At 68.2% G+C, this 18,220-nt stretch carries 18 protein-coding genes; 8 read left to right on the plus strand and 10 right to left on the minus strand.

Going from position 1 to position 18,220, the window contains the following annotated elements:
- Positions 1-105: 105 nt before the first annotated feature.
- The gene (locus L5G28_RS15015; RefSeq protein ID WP_237002209.1) at positions 106-750 is read left to right on the plus strand and encodes a DUF305 domain-containing protein; all 645 of its coding nucleotides are present in this window, start codon (positions 106-108) and stop codon (positions 748-750) included.
- Between the two features lie 35 nt (positions 751-785).
- Here L5G28_RS15015 and L5G28_RS15020 read toward each other — a convergent pair whose 3' ends face one another.
- From L5G28_RS15020 to L5G28_RS15030, 3 genes are read right to left on the minus strand one after another with little or no spacing between them, the layout of a single operon-like run.
- A complete protein-coding gene (locus tag L5G28_RS15020) occupies positions 786-1,520 on the minus strand; it encodes an HNH endonuclease family protein (protein ID WP_237002210.1) in 735 nt (244 codons plus the stop codon).
- A 56-nt stretch (positions 1,521-1,576) separates the two neighbouring features.
- Positions 1,577-3,877, minus strand: a complete 2,301-nt coding sequence (gene recG, locus L5G28_RS15025; RefSeq protein ID WP_372477237.1) for an ATP-dependent DNA helicase RecG — start codon at positions 3,875-3,877, stop codon at positions 1,577-1,579.
- The gene (locus L5G28_RS15030; protein WP_237002211.1) at positions 3,874-5,517 is read right to left on the minus strand and encodes a DAK2 domain-containing protein; all 1,644 of its coding nucleotides are present in this window, start codon (positions 5,515-5,517) and stop codon (positions 3,874-3,876) included. The genes recG and L5G28_RS15030 overlap by 4 nt, the downstream gene beginning before the upstream one ends.
- A 202-nt stretch (positions 5,518-5,719) precedes the next feature.
- Here L5G28_RS15030 and rpmB point away from each other — a divergent pair, with 202 nt between their 5' ends.
- Together rpmB and L5G28_RS15040 are read left to right on the plus strand one after the other, a co-directional pair.
- A complete protein-coding gene (rpmB, locus tag L5G28_RS15035; RefSeq protein WP_236998718.1) occupies positions 5,720-5,908 on the plus strand; it encodes a 50S ribosomal protein L28 in 189 nt (62 codons plus the stop codon).
- A gap of 168 nt (positions 5,909-6,076) precedes the next feature.
- Positions 6,077-6,871 carry an enoyl-CoA hydratase/isomerase family protein gene (locus L5G28_RS15040; protein ID WP_237002212.1) on the plus strand — a complete coding sequence of 265 codons (795 nt, stop codon included), beginning with the start codon at positions 6,077-6,079 and terminating at the stop codon, positions 6,869-6,871.
- Between the two features lie 7 nt (positions 6,872-6,878).
- Here the strand turns inward: L5G28_RS15040 and L5G28_RS15045 are convergent, their stop codons facing one another.
- The 3 genes from L5G28_RS15045 to thiL are packed head-to-tail and all read right to left on the minus strand — an operon-like array spanning position 6,879 to position 9,078.
- Positions 6,879-7,556 carry a uracil-DNA glycosylase gene (locus L5G28_RS15045; RefSeq protein ID WP_237002213.1) on the minus strand — a complete coding sequence of 226 codons (678 nt, stop codon included), beginning with the start codon at positions 7,554-7,556 and terminating at the stop codon, positions 6,879-6,881.
- Complete coding sequence (locus tag L5G28_RS15050; RefSeq protein WP_237002214.1) at positions 7,553-8,077, minus strand: gamma carbonic anhydrase family protein; 525 nt, start codon at positions 8,075-8,077, stop codon at positions 7,553-7,555. The genes L5G28_RS15045 and L5G28_RS15050 overlap by 4 nt, the downstream gene beginning before the upstream one ends.
- Positions 8,078-8,109: 32 nt before the next feature.
- Positions 8,110-9,078: a thiamine-phosphate kinase gene (thiL, locus tag L5G28_RS15055; protein ID WP_237002215.1), complete on the minus strand. Its 969-nt coding sequence runs from the start codon at positions 9,076-9,078 to the stop codon at positions 8,110-8,112.
- Positions 9,079-9,135: 57 nt separating this feature from the next.
- On the opposite strand from thiL, the gene L5G28_RS15060 reads away from it, so the two are divergent.
- Positions 9,136-9,693 (plus strand): DUF3515 domain-containing protein, encoded by a 558-nt coding sequence (locus L5G28_RS15060; RefSeq protein ID WP_237002216.1) that lies wholly within the window; start codon positions 9,136-9,138, stop codon positions 9,691-9,693.
- Positions 9,694-9,710: 17 nt separating this feature from the next.
- On the opposite strand, the gene L5G28_RS15065 is transcribed toward L5G28_RS15060, so the two are convergent.
- On the minus strand, positions 9,711-10,721 hold the full coding sequence (locus L5G28_RS15065) for an NAD(P)H-dependent glycerol-3-phosphate dehydrogenase (protein ID WP_237002217.1): 1,011 nt from the start codon (positions 10,719-10,721) through the stop codon (positions 9,711-9,713).
- Between the two features lie 123 nt (positions 10,722-10,844).
- Here L5G28_RS15065 and cofC point away from each other — a divergent pair, with 123 nt between their 5' ends.
- From cofC to L5G28_RS15080, 3 genes are read left to right on the plus strand one after another with little or no spacing between them, the layout of a single operon-like run.
- Positions 10,845-11,552, plus strand: a complete 708-nt coding sequence (gene cofC / locus L5G28_RS15070; protein WP_237002218.1) for a 2-phospho-L-lactate guanylyltransferase — start codon at positions 10,845-10,847, stop codon at positions 11,550-11,552.
- Positions 11,531-13,732, plus strand: a complete 2,202-nt coding sequence (locus L5G28_RS15075; protein ID WP_237002219.1) for an RNA degradosome polyphosphate kinase — start codon at positions 11,531-11,533, stop codon at positions 13,730-13,732. The genes cofC and L5G28_RS15075 overlap by 22 nt, the downstream gene beginning before the upstream one ends.
- Before the next feature lie 4 nt (positions 13,733-13,736).
- Positions 13,737-14,654: an NUDIX hydrolase gene (locus tag L5G28_RS15080; RefSeq protein WP_236998727.1), complete on the plus strand. Its 918-nt coding sequence runs from the start codon at positions 13,737-13,739 to the stop codon at positions 14,652-14,654.
- Between the two features lie 12 nt (positions 14,655-14,666).
- Here L5G28_RS15080 and L5G28_RS15085 read toward each other — a convergent pair whose 3' ends face one another.
- The 3 genes from L5G28_RS15085 to leuC form a co-directional block, all read right to left on the minus strand.
- Positions 14,667-15,209, minus strand: a complete 543-nt coding sequence (locus L5G28_RS15085; protein WP_236998728.1) for an HU family DNA-binding protein — start codon at positions 15,207-15,209, stop codon at positions 14,667-14,669.
- A gap of 173 nt (positions 15,210-15,382) precedes the next feature.
- Positions 15,383-15,970, minus strand: a complete 588-nt coding sequence (gene leuD / locus L5G28_RS15090) for a 3-isopropylmalate dehydratase small subunit (RefSeq protein WP_236998729.1) — start codon at positions 15,968-15,970, stop codon at positions 15,383-15,385.
- A gap of 27 nt (positions 15,971-15,997) precedes the next feature.
- The gene (gene leuC, locus L5G28_RS15095) at positions 15,998-17,434 is read right to left on the minus strand and encodes a 3-isopropylmalate dehydratase large subunit (RefSeq protein ID WP_236998730.1); all 1,437 of its coding nucleotides are present in this window, start codon (positions 17,432-17,434) and stop codon (positions 15,998-16,000) included.
- A gap of 76 nt (positions 17,435-17,510) precedes the next feature.
- On the opposite strand from leuC, the gene L5G28_RS15100 reads away from it, so the two are divergent.
- The gene (locus tag L5G28_RS15100) at positions 17,511-18,212 is read left to right on the plus strand and encodes an IclR family transcriptional regulator (protein ID WP_236998731.1); all 702 of its coding nucleotides are present in this window, start codon (positions 17,511-17,513) and stop codon (positions 18,210-18,212) included.
- Positions 18,213-18,220: the final 8 nt, after the last annotated feature.

Below are 18,220 nucleotides of genomic sequence, written 5' to 3' on the forward strand. Positions count from 1 at the left end.
TGAGGAGATCTTGAGGAGACGTCGCACCGAATCCGTCAGTTCTTCGGGAAGACTCGGTGAGGAACCGATGCCGCGAGAGAAGAGGTCCGCCTGATGGATGCCCCGATGACGAAGGCCCCGATGAAGAAGCCCCAGCCGATGACCGCCCGCACGATCGTCTGCGGCGTGGCGGTGGCGGCGGCCGTCGCCGTCCTCGGAGCTTGCTCCGACTCGAACGATTCGGCGAACAACGGTCACGAGGGCCACGGGTCGATGACCTCGATGTCGATGCCCGCGTCCTCCGGAGAGCAGGCGCAGGGCACGCATAACGATGCCGACGTGATGTTCGCGCAGATGATGATCCCCCACCACCTGCAGGCGGTGCAGATGAGCGACATCCTTCTCGCCAAGGACGGGGTACCCGACGACGTCCGGGAGCTCGCCGAGTCGATCAAGTCCGCGCAGGCGCCCGAAGTCCAGCAGCTCACCGGATGGCTCGGCGACTGGGGCGCCCCGGTCGACGCCGACATGAGCGGACACCACATGGACGGAATGGTGTCCGACGCCGACCTCGCGAAGCTCAAGTCAGCCCCCGGTGAGGACGCCGCCCGCCTGTATCTGCAGCAGATGATCGGGCACCACGAGGGCGCAGTGACGATGGCTCAGACCGAGATCGACGACGGGCAGAATCCGGAAGCCGTCGCGATGGCCCGCAGCATCGTCGACACCCAGAAGACCGAGATCGACGAGATGAAGAAGATGCTCGGCTAGCGGCGCTCGGCGCTCGGCGCTAGCGTCTGCGGGCGTCAACACGTGTCCAAGGCGGCGCCGAGGACCGAACGTGACGGCTCGTCCACCGGCAGACGGTACTCGCCCAGCACCGTGACGAACTGCACCGCGTACTGGCAGCGGAAGCCGTCGAGCGGCGGCATCCACACGGCCGGCTCGGCGTCCGACTTGGCCTGATTACTGCCCCCGTCGACGGCGACGAGATTCGCCGGATCGTTCGCGAATGCGGTACGCCGCTCGCGCGGCCAGTCGTTGGCGCCCATGTCCCACGCGTACGCGAGCGGAACGACGTGGTCGATCTGCACCGCAGCCGACGAACGTCCCCGCTCGAAGACGACCGACCGACCCGTGTACGGACTCGTCAACACGCCCGACGACACCGCGCGTGGACACGAATCGATCGACACCCGTCCGGACACCGTCAGGTCGCGGGCCAAGATGTCGTTGCGGGTGTCACAGCCGTTGCCCGCGCCCGGTGCAGCAGAGGCGTCGGTCCACGCCGTTCCGAACGCGCCGCGGTCGTAGGCAGAGTCGTGCGGCGGCCTGGCCGGGACCACGGTCAGAGCCGCGAACGCCGTCGACGCCTGCGAGACACGGGCGGCGGGCACGCGCGGGCCGTCGCCGCGCGGCGGACCGACACCCACCGCGACGAGGACCGCCAGCAGGGCGAACACCGCCAACCCGCCCCACTGTCCGACCGTCAACCGGGCCGCGCCGCCACGTCGGCGTGCCCGCCAGTCCCTCCACCGCATCACGTCCTCCCCTTAGAGTCAGACGCGCGAGGCCGACGTGCGGTTCCCGAGCCCGGCTACGACTTCTCGAGATACTCCGCACGGGACGGCAGGAGCACGGCGCGGACCAGGTCGGCCAGGGCCGGATGGTCGGTGAGGTCACGGTCGGCGTCGACGATCGATTCGGACAGGTCGCGAGCGTCGGCGATCACGTCGACGTCGTCGATGAGCGAGAGGAAGCTGAGCGACGACTTACCGCCCGACTGGAGCGCACCGAGGATGTCGCCTTCACGACGTTGCTGTAGGTCGACCATCGCCAACTCGAACCCGTCGTTCGACGCTTCGACGGCCTTCAGCCGTTCCATCGACGCCGACAGGTCGTGCGCCGCCGTCATCAGCAGGCACAGCCCGGCATGCCGGCCGCGGCCGACGCGGCCGCGCAACTGGTGCAGTTGACTGACCCCGAAGCGTTCGGCGTTGACGATCGCCATGGTCGTCGCGTTCGGCACGTCGACGCCGACTTCGATGACGGTGGTGGCCACGAGCACGTCCACGTCGCCGCGGGTGAACGCGTCCATCACGTCGTTCTTGTCGTCCGGGTGCATCCGGCCGTGCAGCACCGCGATCCGACGTGCGGCGAGCGGACCAGTCTCGAGCATCTGTGCCTGTTGGAGGACGGAGACGGTGTCGTCCTCCTTCTCCTCGGCCTTCGCCCGCGTGCTCTTCCCGGTGGCCTTCTTCCCAGAGGTCTTCTTGTTCGACTCCTCGTCGCCGATCCGGGTGCACACCACGTACACCTGTCGGCCGGCGTCGATCTCCTCGTTCGCCCGCTCCCAGACCCGGTCGACCCAGGCGGGCTTGCTCATCGGGACGACGGTCGTCTTGATCGGCTGCCGCCCGCGCGGAAGTTCGGTCATCACCGATGTGTCGAGGTCGCCGAACGTCGTCATCGCCACGGTTCGCGGGATCGGCGTCGCCGTCATGACGAGGAAGTGGGGGCGCCGGTCCTCTCGTCCTTTGCCGCGCAGCACGTCACGCTGCTCGACGCCGAAGCGATGCTGTTCGTCGACGACCACCATGCCGAGGTCGAAGAACTCGACGTTCCCCTGCAGGAGTGCATGAGTGCCGATCATGATGCCGGAGTCGCCGGTCACCGCGTCCAGGAGCGTCTGCCGTTTCGCGGCGGTCCCGAGCGACCCGGTGAGCAGGCCGACGCGGGTCGCCCCGTCGGCGCCACCGAGTTCACCGCCGCGCGCGAGGTCGCCGAGCATCGTCATGACTGTCCGATAGTGCTGGGCGGCAAGGACTTCGGTTGGTGCGAGTATCGCGCACTGGTGTCCGTTGTCGACGACGCGGAGCATCGCCAGCAGCGAGACGAGGGTCTTGCCGGAACCCACCTCGCCCTGCAGGAGACGGTTCATCGGGTGGTCGACGGCGAGGTCGTCGCCGATCTCGGACAGCACCGTCTTCTGGCCGCCGGTCAGCTCGAACGGGAGTCGTTCGGCGAGCTGGTCTTCGAGCCCGCCCGGCACGTGCGGACAACCGATCGCCACCTCGGCGCCGAGGTCGGCGCGACGCTGCGCAAGAGCGGTCTGCACCGCGAGCGCCTCATCGAACTTGAGTCGGTCCCTGGCCTGCTCCACCTGGTCCATCGTGTCGGGCAGGTGGATGTGCCGGATCGCTTCATCGCTGGTGATGAATCCACGAGCGCTTCGCTGCTCGCCGGTCAACGGATCGGCGGCGGGCACGGTGTCGGCGACGACCTGCCGGACGGCGCGCCATATCTCCCACGTCTGGACGTCGCGGGTGGCGGGGTACATCGGGATGATCGCGCGGCTGAAGTGTTCGACGTCGTCGGCGGTGCCAGTCAACGCCTCCGGACCATCAGCACCGTCGTCGGCTGCACCGCCGCGCTCGTCGGCGAGAAGCTCGGCCATCATCGACGTGCCGTGCACGTCCATCTTGTCGTCGGGCAGCACCAGCCAGTCCGGGTGCGACAGCTGGATCTGGTTGTTGAAGTACTTGACCTTGCCCGCGAGAGCCACCCGCACCCCGGACACCAGTACCCGTTGGATGTACTTCGCGTTGAAGAAGCTCGCCTCGTAGCGGTTCTGACCGTCGTTGACGACGATCTTGAGGAACTTGCCGTACCGCCGCTTCATCGCGATCATCTGCGACTTCTCGATGCGCCCGATGACGGTGATCCACTCATCGGGCTCCGGGCGTTCAGTCGCCGACACTTGGCCTCGCCGGATGTAGCGGCGCGGGACGTACCGGAGAAGCTCGCCGACGGTCGTCAGCTCGAGCCCAGCGAGTTTCGTGATGAGTTTCGGATCGATCGACGAGTCGGTGAGCGGCGACGCTGTCGTCAGCATCATTCGACCCCCACTTGCAGCAGATGGGAGGTCTGGCCCGCCTCGTGCACCTCCAACTCGATGCCCTGATAGTGGGCGCGGACGTGCTCGACGATCGCCGTCCGCGCCTCGTCGGCGAGATCGGAGCCCGCGAGGACGGTGACCATCTCGCCGCCGGTCGAGAGCATGAGGTCCAGCAGCGCGGTCGCCGCCTGCGACTGCTCCTTCGCGATGACGAGGACGTCGGAACCGATGAGTCCGAGCGTGTCGCCGATCTCGGCGGTGCCCGCGAGGGTCATGATCTTCGATGTCGACCGGACGAGCGAACCCCACCGGGTGGCCGCGGCGGCTTCGGCCATCGCGAACGCGTCGACGTCGGGTTCTCCGCCGGGATCGTGGACGGCGAGCGCCGACAGGCACTGCACCATCGACATCGTCGGCAGGAACACCACCGACCGCTGCGTCGACCGGGCGTGCGCGCCGACGGCGACGAGGTCCTGCGACGACATCATCCCGTTGCCCATGACGACGACGTGCGCACTGTCGGTGGCTCGGATCGCTTCACCGAGCGTCGACGGGTGGACACCGTGGTCGGCGCGCACGACGGATGCGCCCGCCGCGGTGAACAGCTCTTCCGCACCGTCGCCCCGCACGAGGACCACGACGGCTCGTTTGAACCGGGGCGGCGGCTCGTTCGCGCCGGGCGCAGCGCGGTAGGCGTCGAGCATGAAACAGCTGATCCGGATGTCCCGGACCGCGCCGAGTGCGAGGCCCGCCTCTACTGCGGCGCCTGGCTCGTCAGTGTGGACGTGGACGGAGAACTGTTCGGACCCCGTCGAACTGTCGCCGACGATGACGACGGAGTCCCCCAGCTCGCCGAGACGGTCGCGCAATCCGGCGATCAGTGCGGCGTCCGCCCCGTCGAGGAGGTACATCACCTCGAAAGCGGTGTCGCCGTCGGCCGAACAGTCGCCGATCTGCAGTCCGCCCGGACCGCTCAGCGAACCGCGGTAGACGCGGCGCTTGTTGGCGACGCCGGTGACGACCGACACGAGCGCGTCGGCGAGCACCAGGAAGCCGCGGGCGCCCGCGTCGACGACCCCGGCCTTCGTCAGTTCAGGCAACTGATCGGTCGTGAGATCGAGCGCTTCGGCCGAGTTCTCGGCGACCGCGCGCACGAGGTCGGCCGGCGGGCGGGCGGCGCTGTCCGACGCCGTCTGTGCGGCCACGGTGAGCAGCGTCAGGACGGTACCCTCTTTGGGTTCGGCGACCGCGCGTCGAGCCGACAACGCGGCGAGCCGGAGTCCGTTGATGCACAGCCGGTTGAAGCCGAGATCGTTCTCGGCGACGGCGAGATCTGCGGCGTCGGCGAGCCCGACGAACAGCTGGGCGAGGATGATCCCGGAATTGCCTCGAGCGCTCATGACCGCGGCGTCGGCGAGCGCGCGGGTGACCGTCTGCAGATCGGCGTCCGCCGCGACGTCGTCGAGCGCGCTGACCGCTCCGGCCATGGTGTTCGCCATGTTGCTGCCGGTGTCGGAGTCGGGGATCGGGAACACGTTCAGATCGTTGATCTCGCCGCGTGAGGCCGCGAGACCGTCCGCGCATGCGAGCGCCCAGTCGCGGATGAACTGCGGATTGACCGCGGTACCGCCGTAGGCCATTAGTCCACCCCCGAAACGTAGAGTCGTGTCCGAGGTTACCGGTGCCGTCGGACATCGATACAGCTCACTCGACCGGACGGCCAGGATTTGGCGCGGACCCGATCGCGGGTTACTCTTGTCGGGTTGCCTATTGCGGCTGCGTGATAGCTCACGCGCCGTGTGGGCGAAGAGACCAGACCATTTTCTACCAAGGGAGTTCGCTATGGCTGCCGTTTGTGACGTTTGCGGCAAGGGCCCCGGATTCGGCAAGTCGGTCTCGCACTCGCACCGGCGCACCAACCGCCGCTGGAACCCGAACATCCAGTCTGTGCGTGTCGAGGTCGCCCCGGGCAACAAGAAGCGCAAGAACGTGTGCACCTCCTGCTTGAAGGCGGGCAAGGCCTCCGTCTGAGGATCACTGCGCTACCCAGCTTTCCACGATCGCCGTCCGGTTCACCGGGCGGCGATCGCTGTGTTCGCACCCCTCCCGCAGACCGCCATACGCTGATCGATCCCGATCCGCTGATCGAGCGAGTGGACCAGAATCGGCTGCCGAACGCTCGCTCGATAAGGTCTTCTCATGACTTCCTCCCCCAGTGACGTGATCACCCTCGACGACGGTGTGCTGACGCTCCCGCTCGCCACCGCCGACAACGGGACGGCACTCGACCATGACCTGGCGCTCGCCGGTGCCGCCGAACTCGGCCGGGTGACGCGCGGCCAGGTCGACGCGGGCGCGATCCTGCTCGCATCGACCGGCAAGAACTTCTGCGCGGGCGGGAACGTCGGCGCGTTCGCCGCGGCGGACGACCGCGCCGAATACCTTCGCGGCCTCGCCGACGACCTTCACCACCTGATCGGCGTGCTGTACGAGACGGGGCTGCCCGTCGTGGCCGCCGTCAACGGGTGGGCCGCAGGCGCAGGGATGAGCATGGCGCTGCACGCCGACATCGCGATCGGCGGGACTACGACCAAGATGCGTCCGGCATACCCGGGCATCGGCCTGTCTCCCGACTGCGGCATGTCGTGGACGCTCCCGCGCGCCGTCGGCCCGGCTCGTGCACGGCACATCATCATGACCGACCAGATCATCGACGCCCAGCGCGCGCTCGACTTGGGCCTGCTGGCCGAGGTCGTCGACGACGACGCCGTCACCGACACCGCACGCGCGACCGCCGTCCAGCTCGCCGCCGGGCCGCGCGGATCGATGACCGCGATCCGCCGTCTGGTCCACGACTCCGCAGGCCGGACGCTCACCGACCACCTGACCGCAGAAGCGCAGTCGATCTCGCGACTGTCGTCGACGCCCGAAGGCATCGAGGGCGTCGACGCGTTCATCGCGAAGCGCGCACCCGACTTCGGGTCGGTGCGCTAGCGCCGGTTCACGGCAGCAGCCAGTCGACCGGATCTCCGCCGAGGTCGAGCAGTTCCTCGTTCGCACGGCTGAACGGCTTCGAACCGAAGAAGCCGCGCGACGCGGACAGCGGCGACGGGTGCGCCGACTCGATGGTCGGCACGTCGGGCATCCACGCAGTGAGCTTGCGCGCATCGTTGCCCCACAGAATCGCGACGAGCGGCTCGTCGCGGGCGGCGAGTGCCTTGATCGCGCACTCGGTGACGATCTCCCAGCCTCGGTTCCGGTGCGATGCGGGCTCACCGGGCATCACCGTGAGGACCCGGTTCAACAGGAGGACGCCCTGCTGCGCCCACGGGGTGAGGTCACCGGTCGACGGTCGAGGGTGACCGAGATCGTCGCAGTACTCGGTGTAGATGTTCTGCAGCGAGCGCGGCACCGGTCGCACGTCAGGCGCCACGGAGAAGCTCAGGCCGACGGCGTGTCCCGGCGTGGGATACGGGTCCTGTCCGACGATGAGCACCCGGACCTCGTCGAACGGCTGGGTGAACGCCCGCAACACGTTCGCGCCCGCGGGCAGGTACCGGCGGCCCGCCTCGTTCTCGGCACGCAGGAACTCGCCCATCGCGGTGATCTGCTCGGCGACCGGCGTCAACGCCTGCGCCCAGCCGGGATCGAGCAGTTCAGCGAGCGGCTTGGGGCTCATCCGTCGATCCGGCGCAGGTTGGCCCGGTAGAACTGGGCGTTCTGGTAGTACAGTTCGGTGTTCGCCGCCAGATGCCCCTCCGGAACGACGTGGCCTTCGCGAACCTTCGCGGGCACGCCGAGCGCCATCGACCGCTCGGGCACCGTCGCGCCGTACGCGAGGACTGCGCCGGCGCCGATGATCGAACCCGCACCCACCGTCGACCCGTTCAACACCACCGATCCGGAGGCGATCAGGCAGCCGTCGCCGATCTCGGCGCCCTCGACGTGCGCGTTGTGGCCGACGACGCATCCTTCGCCGATCACCGTCGGCTCGGTGAACGTGCAATGCACGACGGTGCCGTCCTGGATGTTGGTGCGCGCGCCGACGGTGATGGTCCCGTAGTCGCCGCGCAGGACCGCGCCCGGCCACACCGAGACTCCGTCACCCAACGTGACGGCGCCGATCACCGTCGCGTCGGGATGGATGAACACGTCTTCACCGAGGGTCGGCTCACGATCGCCGAGCGCATAGACAGCCATGAGTGCATCTAATCACTGGCACGCCACATCGATCACGTCTGGGTGAACGACTGCCAGCCGCGGATCGATCCGACTGGCTCGCCGTCGACGAACGCGCCGCTACCGGCCGACGCGACCCCGATGGGCGTCCAGTCTGCGGGCACCGTGCCCGAAGCGAACGCCGCCAGCAGGACGTGGTCTTCGCCGCCGCCGAGCGCCCAGCGCACCGGGTCGACCGCGAGATCCTCGCCGACCGCGTCGAGACCGGCGACGCGGGGCACCAGCGCCGACTCGACGTCCAGCCGTACGCTCGACGACGCCGCCAACGTCACGAGTTCTTCGACGAGGCCGTCGGACACGTCGGTCATCGCCGTCGCGCCCGCGGCCGCGGCTCGCGGCCCGGCGACCAGATCCGGTTGGGGCAGACGGTAGGCGGCCAATGCCACCGGATGTCGGTCGATGAGTGCGGGATCCGCCCCGTGCTCGACGGCCGAAAGTACCGCGAGTCCGCCCGCCGCACCGCCGAGCGGTCCGCTGACGGCCAAGACCTCGCCTGCGCGGGCACCGGAGAGCGTGACCGGTGCGACGTCGTCGAGCACCCCGATCGACGTGACGGTGATGACGACGGCAGGCGCCGACACGAGGTCGCCGCCGAGGACACGTGCACGGTAGGCGTGCGTCTGGTCGACGATGCCGGAGTTGACGGCGAGCAGACGGTCGACGGGCGTCTCCGGCGGACAGCCGAGTGAGACGGTCACCCCGGTGAGGCGACCGCCCATCGCCGCGATGTCGGCGGCACTCTGCACCACCGCGCGGGCGCCGATCTGTTCCGGCGACGACCAGTCGAACCGGAAGTGCCGTCCCGCGACTGCGGTGTCCGTGCTGACCACCACCGGCCCCTGCGCGGTGAACACCGCGGCGTCGTCGCCCGAACCGATCACGACATCGTCGTCGGTCGATGCCGCCGCCTCGGTGAACATCGCGATCAATCGCCGTTCGCCGACCTCGCTGACTGTCTGCACCAGCCCGATCCTACTGGCGAGCGGGGTCACACAGCGGCGCTGGCTATCCTGACACCCATGGCCGACACACCAGAAGCCGAGACTCCGGACGAGGGTCAGCGCTCACCGCTGAGCCCCGCGCTCATCGCGACCCTGGTCGCCGTTCCCGTTGTGGTGATCGGCGTGTTCATCGCCTTCGCGGCCTTCAAGTTCTCAACTCGCCCCGACTCCGGCCCGATCCCCGTCGACGAGTATTCGACGGCGCAGGGCGAGGGCGCACAGAAGTGTCCTGCGTTCCTCGACGCGCTGCCCGAGACCCTCGGCGACTACGGCGGGAAGTCCGTCGACGGCACCACTGTCCGCTGGAGTATGGACGGCTCCGACCCGATCGTCGTCCGCTGCGGTGTGGCACGCCCGGAGGGACTGGCCCCCACCAGCGGACTGCAGGTCATCGACGCGATCCAGTGGTTCATGACCGACACCGTCGACGGGCGGGGGCAGGCGTACGTCAGCGTCGACCACCGCCCGTACGTCGCGATGTGGCTGCCCTCCGGGTCGGGCAACGCTCCGATCACCGATGTCTCGACGCTGATCGCCCAGAAGCTGACCCGCGCGCCGCTCGACTTCGGGAAGTAGGCGAGGCTGGACGCAGGCTAGACGGGGCCGTACACCTCAGGTTTGGTGGACCGCCCCAATAGGTTGGTCACCATGTCCTGCACGGTCATCCCCTCGTGGCAGAGCAGGTAGACCGCTTCGGTGAGCGGCATCTCCACACCGTGCGTCTGCGCGAGTGCCCGCACCGACCGGCACGACTTCACCCCCTCGGCCACCTGGCCGTTGGTCGCCGCCTGCGCTTGGTCGAGGTTCGCGCCCTCACCGAGCCGCGCGCCGAATGTGCGGTTGCGCGACAGCGGCGACGAGCAGGTCGCGACGAGGTCGCCGACTCCCGCGAGGCCGGCGAGCGTCGTGATGTCGGCGCCGAGCGCGACACCGAGCCGGATGGTCTCGGCGAGTCCGCGCGTGATGATCGTCGCCAACGTGTTCTCGCCGTATCCGAGGCCCGACGCGACACCGCACGCGAGCGCGATGACGTTCTTGGCCGCGCCGCCGATCTCGCATCCGACGACGTCGGTGTTGGTGTACGGCCGAAAGTAGCCGGTCGCGAACGCCGCCTGCACCCGCTTGGCCTGGTCTTCGTCGGCGCACGCGATGACGGTCGCCGCGGGCTGCCCCTGCGCGACTTCCCGCGCCAGGTTCGGGCCGGAGAGGACGGCGATCTGCTCGGCCGGGAACTCGGTCACCTCGGCGATCACCTCGCTCATCCGTTTGCCGCTGCTGACTTCGACGCCTTTGGCCAGCGACAGCAGGATCGCGTCGGGCGGCAAGTCGTCGAGCCACTGGGACAGGTTGTCCCGCAACGACTGCGACGGAACGGCGCACACGACGAGTTCGCGCCCCGCGAGTGCTTCCCTCGGTGAACTGACTGCCCGCAACGACTGCGGCAGTTCGATGCCCGGCAGATAGTCGCCGTTCACGTGACCGGTGTTGATCTGCTCGGCCAGCTCGGGTCGGCGAGCCCACATCACGACGTCGTTCCCGGCATCCGCCAACACCTTCGCCACCGCGGTCCCCCACGAGCCGGATCCCATCACCACTGCACGCACACGCAACTCCTCCACCGGTCCACACGAGAGTGCGTCCAGCGTAAGCCATGCCGCCGTACTCGTGCCCGGTTCGCGTCGACCCGATCTACCCGTCGACGTCCCCGGTGCTGCACCATGGTTGCCATGCCCATTCCAGCGTCGACGCCGCCCCGGTGCACGGTGGTCCTCGCGGTGAAGTCGTTGTCGGACGCCAAGTCGCGGCTGACTCCGCTCCCCGAGGACGCCGACCGTCCCGCACTGGTGTCGGCCATGCTCGTCGACACACTCGACGCTGTCGCCACCGTCGGAGCCGACGCCGTGGTCGTCAGCCCCGACCCGGACGTGCATCGGCTCGTCGCCGCCCGCGGCGCGAGGCCCGTCGACGAGCCCGAGCCGACCGCGGGACTGTCCCCGCTCAACGCCGCGCTCGTGCACGGCGCGGCGCCGGTCGGTCGCACCGCGTATCTGCAGGCCGACCTGCCCGCGCTGCGCCCCGACTCGCTCGCCGCCGCGCTCGACGACGCGGCCCGCGCGCTGACCGGCGCCCCGGCGGCCTTCGTGGCCGACCGGTCGGGCAACGGCACCGTCCTGCTCGTCGCGACATCGGGTTTCACGCCCCGCTTCGGGATCGATTCGGCGCGCCGCCACCGCGATGCGGGCGCCGTCGAACTCGATCCGGAGCGACGGCGCTGGGCCGACCTCCGCACCGACATCGATACCCCGGACGACCTCACCGTCGCAGTCGGTCTCGGGCTCGGTCCGCGTACCCAGGCGGCCCTCGCCCGCCACACCGCTGACACCGATCTGTTCGGCAGGACACCACGCCACGGATGCGGCACAATGAACCGGTGAGTACCGCCGACGACATCGAGACCGCTTCCCTGACCGCGCTGCCGTCTGCTCTGCCCGCCGAGACGGCGACACCCGAGGTCGACGCAGACCTTCCGGTGGACCGCTACCTGAACCGGGAACTGAGTTGGCTCGACTTCAACTCGCGAGTCCTGGCGCTGGCCGAGGACCAATCGATGCCGATCCTCGAACGCGCCAAGTTCCTGGCGATCTTCGCGTCCAATCTCGACGAGTTCTTCATGGTCCGCGTCGCGGGGCTCAAACGCCGCGACGAGACGGGCCTCAGCGTGCGGTCGGCGGACGGCCGTTCGCCGCGCGAGCAACTGCAGATGATCGCGTCCCGGTCGCAGAAGATCGCCGACCGGCACGCGCGCGTGTTCATCGACTCGGTGGCGCCCGCGTTGGAGGCCGAGAACATCCGCCTCGTCGAATGGACCGAGCTGACACCGGAGCAGCAGTCCCGGCTGCGACAGCACTTCCACAACGAACTGTTCCCGGTGCTGACACCGCTGGCCGTCGACCCCGCACACCCGTTCCCGTACATTTCCGGCCTGAGTCTCAACCTGGCCGTCACCGTGCGCGATCGCATCGAGGGCAGCGAGCACTTCGCGCGCGTGAAGGTGCCCGACAACGTCAACCGGTTCATCCGGGTCGACACATTGACCGGCGACTCCGACCGCGGGCGTGAGGACACTCCCGCCCCGGTGCTCTTCTTGCCGTTGGAGAAGCTGATCGCGGCGAACCTCTCCGAACTGTTCCCCGGCATGGACGTCGTCGACCACCACCTGTTCCGGGTGACCCGCAACGCCGACTTCGAGGTCGACGAGGATCGCGACGAGGACCTCCTGCAGGCGCTCGAACGCGAGTTGGCGCGCAGGCGTTTCGGATCGCCGGTCCGCCTCGAAGTCGGCGACGACATGACCGAGCACATGCTCGAGATGCTGTTGCGTGAACTCGACGTCGCCGCCGTCGACGTCGTCCAGATCCCCGGCCTCCTCGACCTGACCGCCCTCTGGCAGGTGTACGGCCTCGACCGGCCTGCCCTCAAGGAGCGACCGTTCGTCCCGAAGACGCATCCCGCGTTCGGCGAGCGGGAGACGCCCAAGAGCATCTTCTCGACGCTGCGTGACGGCGACGTCCTCGTCCACCACCCGTACGACTCGTTCTCGACGAGCGTCCAACGTTTCATCGAACAGGCCGCCGCCGACCCGCACGTCCTCGCTATCAAGCAGACGCTGTACCGAACGTCGGGCGACTCACCGATCGTCAACGCGTTGATCGACGCGGCGGCAGCAGGCAAGCAGGTTGTCGCCCTCGTCGAGTTGAAGGCACGATTCGACGAGCAGGCCAACATCAAGTGGGCACGCAAACTGGAGCAGGCGGGCGTCCACGTGGTCTACGGACTCGTCGGCCTCAAAACGCACTGCAAGACGTGCCTGGTGGTACGGCGCGAGGGTTCCACGATCCGCCGCTACTGCCACATCGGCACCGGCAACTACAACCCGAAGACGGCGCGCCTCTACGAGGACGTCGGCCTGTTCACCGCGGCGCCGGAGGTCGGAGCCGACCTGACCGACCTGTTCAACACGTTGACCGGATACTCACGCAAGCAGGAGTATCGCAATCTCCTCGTCGCGCCCGCCGGTATCCGCACGGGAATAGTGGACCGGATCGACGGTGAGATCCGTGCCTTCGAGAACGGGGACGCACGCGCCCGCATCCAACTCAAGGCCAACGCCCTCGTCGACGAGCAGGTGATCGACGCACTCTATCGCGCGTCGCGTGCAGGCGTGCCCGTCGACGTCGTGGTCCGCGGCATCTGCGCGCTCAAACCGGGAATCGTCGGACTCAGCGAGAACATCGTCGTTCGGTCGATCCTCGGCCAGTTCCTCGAACATTCGCGCATCCTGCACTTCGGGGCACAGGACGAGTACTGGATCGGCAGCGCAGACATGATGCACCGCAACCTCGACCGACGCGTGGAGGTGATGGTCCAAGTACGCGATCATCGTCTCGTCGCTGACCTGCAGGACATCTTCGACTCCGCGATGGACTCGCGTACCCGCTGCTGGGAACTGCGATCCGAGGGCCGGTGGGAGGCGCGGCCGGCCGCAGGCGAGGAAGTCCGTGACCACCAGCGTCGGATGGCTCGGCGTACCCGCCGCAACGTGGAGCCGAAGTAGCCCGATGTCCTCGTCCTCGCAGAAGGTCGTGTGGGCGGCCGGTGGCGTTCTCTGGCGCCACTGCGACCACGGGCGCGGCGACGACCTCGAGGTAGCGCTGGTCCACCGGCCCCGATACGACGACTGGTCGCTGCCGAAGGGCAAGGCCGAGCCGGGCGAGCTACTCGTGACCACCGCGGCGCGCGAACTCGTCGAGGAGACCGGTTACGAGATCCGGATGGGCCACCGCCTCATCACCGTCGAGTACACGCTCGGGTCGGGTGCACGCAAGAAGGTCGGCTACTGGTCGGTCGCCGCGACCGGCGGCGAGTTCGTCGCCAATCACGAGTGCGACGCGCTGCGCTGGTTGTCGGTGTCCGACGCGATCGGCCTGGTCAGTTATGCCGCCGACCGGAAAGTACTGCGTGCCTTCGCATCCCAGCCGGTCGACGAACTGCGCACGATGCTACTGGCGCGACACGCGAAAGCGGGCAGGCGCGCGGCTTTCCACGGCGACGATCGGGACCGTCCGCTCGACGCCGAGGGCCGTCGCCAGGCTGCGGCTCTGACGGATCTCCTCGGACTGTTCGGCGCGCATCACCTGCACGCCGCCGACCGCTTGCGCTGCGTCCAAACCCTTGAACCGCTGGCCGAAGCGCTCCGCAGGCCCGTCAGCGTGGAGTCGGCGCTCACCGAAGAGGCCTACGCGGCCGACCCCGAGGCCGCGTACCGACGACTGCTCGCACTCGCCGGAAAGAAGGGCGCAGTACGCGTCGTCTGCAGTCAGGGGAAGGTGATCCCGCCCGTGCTGTCCCGGTGGGCTGAGCGGGACGGCGTCACACTGCCAGCCTCCCGGAACCGGAAAGGCAGCGTATGGGTGTTGACGTTGCGAGGCGAGCGGCTGGTCGCGGCCGACCACATCCCGAGTCCGCTCGCAGACTGAGCTCGCGCGAGGTCACTTCTTCTTTGCTGCGGTCTTCTTGGCTGGGGCTGTCTTGGCTGGGGTCTTCTTCGCGGCTGTCGTCTTGGCTGCGGTCTTCTTCGCTGGGGCCGTCTTGGCTGGGGCCTTCTTCGCGGCTGTCGTCTTCTTAGCCGCTGACTTCTTCGCTGCTGTCTTCTTCGCTGCTGTCTTCTTTGCTGCCGTCTTCTTCGCTGCGGCCTTGACCGGCGCCGCTTCGGGGGCAGCACGTTTCACAGCGGGCTGACCTGCGGACAGCTTCTGGTCGCCGGAGACGATGGCCTTGAACTGCGCTCCCGGCCGGAACGACGGGACCTGCGTGGCGGCGACCTTGACGGTCTCGCCGGTGCGCGGATTCCGGGCGACACGAGCTGCGCGCTTGCGTTTCTCGAACACCCCGAAGCCAGTGATCGTCACGCTCTCGCCCTTGTGCACGGCGCGGACGATGGCGTCGATCATGTGCTCGACGGCGGCGTTCGCCGTCTTTCGATCAGCGTCGAGGCTTTTTGCCAATTCCTCGACGAGTTCTGCCTTGTTCATTCAAACCTCCGCGGATCACGCCGACTCGGCTCGCCAGCTATGTCACACGGTAGAGGAAAATATGTCGGGGATCACACAGACTCTCCGAAAAGTTCTGGAGACTGTTCGACGCCGAACCCCCGCCGCGACACCGCATTCGGCGTCGCGACGGGGGTCGGCGGATGGGGCAGCGGTCAGAGGGTCACCGGTTTGAACGACGGACGACGCTGCTCGTACTCGGTGATGCGGTCCACCTCACGCAAGGTCAAGCCGATGTCGTCGAGGCCTTCCATCAGACGCCAGCGCGTGTAGTCGTCCACCTGGATCGGGACGACTAGGTCGCCCGCGGCGGCCGTCATCTCCTCGAGACTGACGGTCACTTCCAGGCCGGGTTCGGCGTCGAGCCGCTTCCACAGCAGCTCGATGTCCGACTGCTCGACCTGCGCGGCCAGAAGTCCAGCCTTCCCGGAGTTGCCGCGGAAGATGTCGGCGAACCGCGAGGAGAGGACGACCCGGAATCCGAAGTCCATGAGCGCCCAGACGGCGTGCTCGCGCGACGATCCAGTTCCGAAGTCGGGCCCGGCGACCAGGACGGACCCGTTCGACCATGGCTCGTTGTTGAGGATGAATCCAGGGTCGGTGCGCCAGCTCGAGAACAGACCGTCTTCGAAGCCGGTCCGCGTCACTCGCTTGAGGTAGACGGCGGGGATGATCTGATCGGTATCGACGTTGCTGCGCTGCAACGGAACTCCGATTCCGGTGTGCGTAGTGAATGCTTCCATCTCAGTTTCCTGTTCAGCTCGTCGGATTCAGACCAGGTCCGCGGGGGCGGCGAAGCGACCGCGGACGGCGGTGGCCGCTGCGACGGCGGGCGACACGAGGTGGGTGCGTCCGCCCTTGCCCTGACGGCCTTCGAAGTTGCGGTTGGACGTGGACGCGCACCGCTCCCCCGGCGACAGCTGGTCGGGGTTCATGCCAAGACACATCGAGCAGCCGGCCATCCGCCAGTCGGCACCCGCGGCGGCGAAGATCTCGCCGAGACCCTCCTCGTCGGCCTGCGCGCGGACCTTCATCGACCCGGGCACGATCAGCATCCGCATCCCGTCGGCGACCTTCCGACCCGACAGGATCTCGGCGACCACTCGCAGGTCCTCGATGCGGCCGTTGGTGCACGAGCCGACGAAGACGGTGTCGACCTCGACCTCGCGCAGCGGCGTGCCCGGCGTCAACCCCATGTACTCGATGGCGCGGGCGGCGGCGGTGGCTTCGGTCTCGTCGACGATCTCCGACGGGTCCGGGATGCTCGCCCCCAACGGCAGCCCTTGACCCGGGTTGGTCCCCCAGGTCACGAATGGCGTCAGTGCGGTGGCGTCGATGTGGACTTCACGGTCGAACACGGCGCCGTCGTCGGTACGCAGGCCGTCCCAGTACTCGACCGCCGCATCCCAGTCGTCGCCGACCGGCGCGTTCGGGCGCCCCTTCAGGTACTCATAGGTGGTGGCGTCGGGAGCGATCATGCCTGCGCGCGCACCAGCCTCGATCGACATGTTGCAGATCGTCATCCGCGCTTCCATCGACAACTTCTCGATGGCCGGGCCGCGGTACTCGAGGACATGCCCCTGACCGCCGCCTGTACCGATCTCGGCGATCACGGCGAGGATCAGGTCCTTGCTCGTGACGCCCGGCGGCAGTTCGCCGTCGACGGTGATCGCCATGGTCTTGAACGGCCGCAGCGACAGAGTCTGCGTCGCCATCACGTGTTCGACCTCGGACGTGCCGATCCCCATCGCGAGCGCGCCGAACGCACCGTGCGTCGAGGTGTGGCTGTCGCCGCAGACGACCGTCATACCGGGCTGCGTCAATCCGAGCTGTGGCCCGACGACGTGCACGATGCCCTGCTCGACGTCACCCATCGGGTGCAGTCGGACGCCGAACTCCTCGCAGTTGCGGCGCAACGTCTCCACTTGGAGCGCGGACACCTGATCGGCGATCGGGCTGAAGATGTCGACGGTCGGGACGTTGTGATCCTCGGTCGCAATGGTGAGGTCCGGGCGACGGAGCTCGCGGCCGGCCATGCGGAGACCGTCGAAGGCCTGCGGACTCGTCACCTCGTGGACGAGGTGCAGATCGATGTAGATCAGGTCCGGATTCGCATTGCCGTGCGCGTCCACTTCACCCGGGACGACGACGTGGTCGTCCCAGACCTTCTCGGCCAGGGTGCGCGGCTTCGCGTTCTTCTCACTCATGAGCCACTCGGTTCTTTCCCTCGGCGGTCGACCCACCGATACTTGATCTCAGTATTTGGACAGCTAGTATCGTCCTATGGGAAAGGATAGCGGAATCGGCGTGCTCGACAAATCCGTGGCGGTCTTGCACACCGTCGCGGCCGCACCGCGCAACCTCAACGAACTGTGCGAGGCCACCGGCCTGCCGCGCGCCACCGCGCACCGCCTCGCGGTAGGACTGGAAGTCCACGAGCTCCTCACCCGAGACGACTCCGGACGCTGGGTTCCCGGTCCGGCGTTGACTCGACTCGCCGCGACCGCGCACGATCAGGTGCGCGAAGCCGCTCTGTTGGTGCTTCCCGGGCTGCAGGAGACCACCGGCGAGTCAGTACAACTGTATCGCCGCGAAGGCGCCGTCCGTGTGTGCATCGCGGCATCGGAGCCGCCGACCGGTCTGCGCGACACCGTTCCCGTCGGGACCCGCCTCACCATGTCGGCGGGCTCGGCCGCCAAAGTCCTCGCGGCGTGGGCCGCCGCGGACACACGCGCCATGCTCCTGCTCGACGCCGCGTACACCGAGCGGACGCTCACCGAGATCCGCCGACGCGGGTGGGCCCACAGCGTCTCCGAACGCGTCGACGGCGTCGCGAGCGCATCAGCTCCCGTCTACGACTCGACCGGCGAGGTGATCGCCGCCGTGTCCATCTCCGGCCCAATCGGTCGCCTCGGCCGCAAACCCGGCGAGAAGTATGCCGAGAAGCTGATCTCGGCGGCGGCAAGTATCAGCGCACGCTTGTGAGTTACGTT

Source organism: Gordonia liuliyuniae, assembly GCF_021739025.1.
In the GTDB taxonomy this organism is placed as follows: Bacteria; Actinomycetota; Actinomycetes; order Mycobacteriales; family Mycobacteriaceae; genus Gordonia; species Gordonia liuliyuniae.

What these genes read in the sequence shown, in the direction of transcription:
- L5G28_RS15080 (WP_236998727.1), top strand. Translation starts at nt 13,737, where the DNA reads ATGTCCTCGTCCTCGCAGAAGGTCGTGTGGGCGGCCGGTGGCGTTCTC.
- L5G28_RS15075 (WP_237002219.1), top strand. Translation starts at nt 11,531, where the DNA reads ATGCGGCACAATGAACCGGTGAGTACCGCCGACGACATCGAGACCGCT.
- L5G28_RS15040 (WP_237002212.1), top strand. Translation starts at nt 6,077, where the DNA reads ATGACTTCCTCCCCCAGTGACGTGATCACCCTCGACGACGGTGTGCTG.
- L5G28_RS15060 (WP_237002216.1), top strand. Translation starts at nt 9,136, where the DNA reads ATGGCCGACACACCAGAAGCCGAGACTCCGGACGAGGGTCAGCGCTCA.
- L5G28_RS15045 (WP_237002213.1), bottom strand. Translation starts at nt 7,556, where the DNA reads ATGAGCCCCAAGCCGCTCGCTGAACTGCTCGATCCCGGCTGGGCGCAG.
- leuC (WP_236998730.1), bottom strand. Translation starts at nt 17,434, where the DNA reads ATGAGTGAGAAGAACGCGAAGCCGCGCACCCTGGCCGAGAAGGTCTGG.
- leuD (WP_236998729.1), bottom strand. Translation starts at nt 15,970, where the DNA reads ATGGAAGCATTCACTACGCACACCGGAATCGGAGTTCCGTTGCAGCGC.
- L5G28_RS15020 (WP_237002210.1), bottom strand. Translation starts at nt 1,520, where the DNA reads ATGCGGTGGAGGGACTGGCGGGCACGCCGACGTGGCGGCGCGGCCCGG.
- L5G28_RS15085 (WP_236998728.1), bottom strand. Translation starts at nt 15,209, where the DNA reads ATGAACAAGGCAGAACTCGTCGAGGAATTGGCAAAAAGCCTCGACGCT.
- L5G28_RS15030 (WP_237002211.1), bottom strand. Translation starts at nt 5,517, where the DNA reads ATGGCCTACGGCGGTACCGCGGTCAATCCGCAGTTCATCCGCGACTGG.
- L5G28_RS15015 (WP_237002209.1), top strand. Translation starts at nt 106, where the DNA reads ATGACGAAGGCCCCGATGAAGAAGCCCCAGCCGATGACCGCCCGCACG.
- rpmB (WP_236998718.1), top strand. Translation starts at nt 5,720, where the DNA reads ATGGCTGCCGTTTGTGACGTTTGCGGCAAGGGCCCCGGATTCGGCAAG.
- L5G28_RS15100 (WP_236998731.1), top strand. Translation starts at nt 17,511, where the DNA reads ATGGGAAAGGATAGCGGAATCGGCGTGCTCGACAAATCCGTGGCGGTC.
- L5G28_RS15050 (WP_237002214.1), bottom strand. Translation starts at nt 8,077, where the DNA reads ATGGCTGTCTATGCGCTCGGCGATCGTGAGCCGACCCTCGGTGAAGAC.
- cofC (WP_237002218.1), top strand. Translation starts at nt 10,845, where the DNA reads ATGCCCATTCCAGCGTCGACGCCGCCCCGGTGCACGGTGGTCCTCGCG.
- recG (WP_372477237.1), bottom strand. Translation starts at nt 3,877, where the DNA reads ATGATGCTGACGACAGCGTCGCCGCTCACCGACTCGTCGATCGATCCG.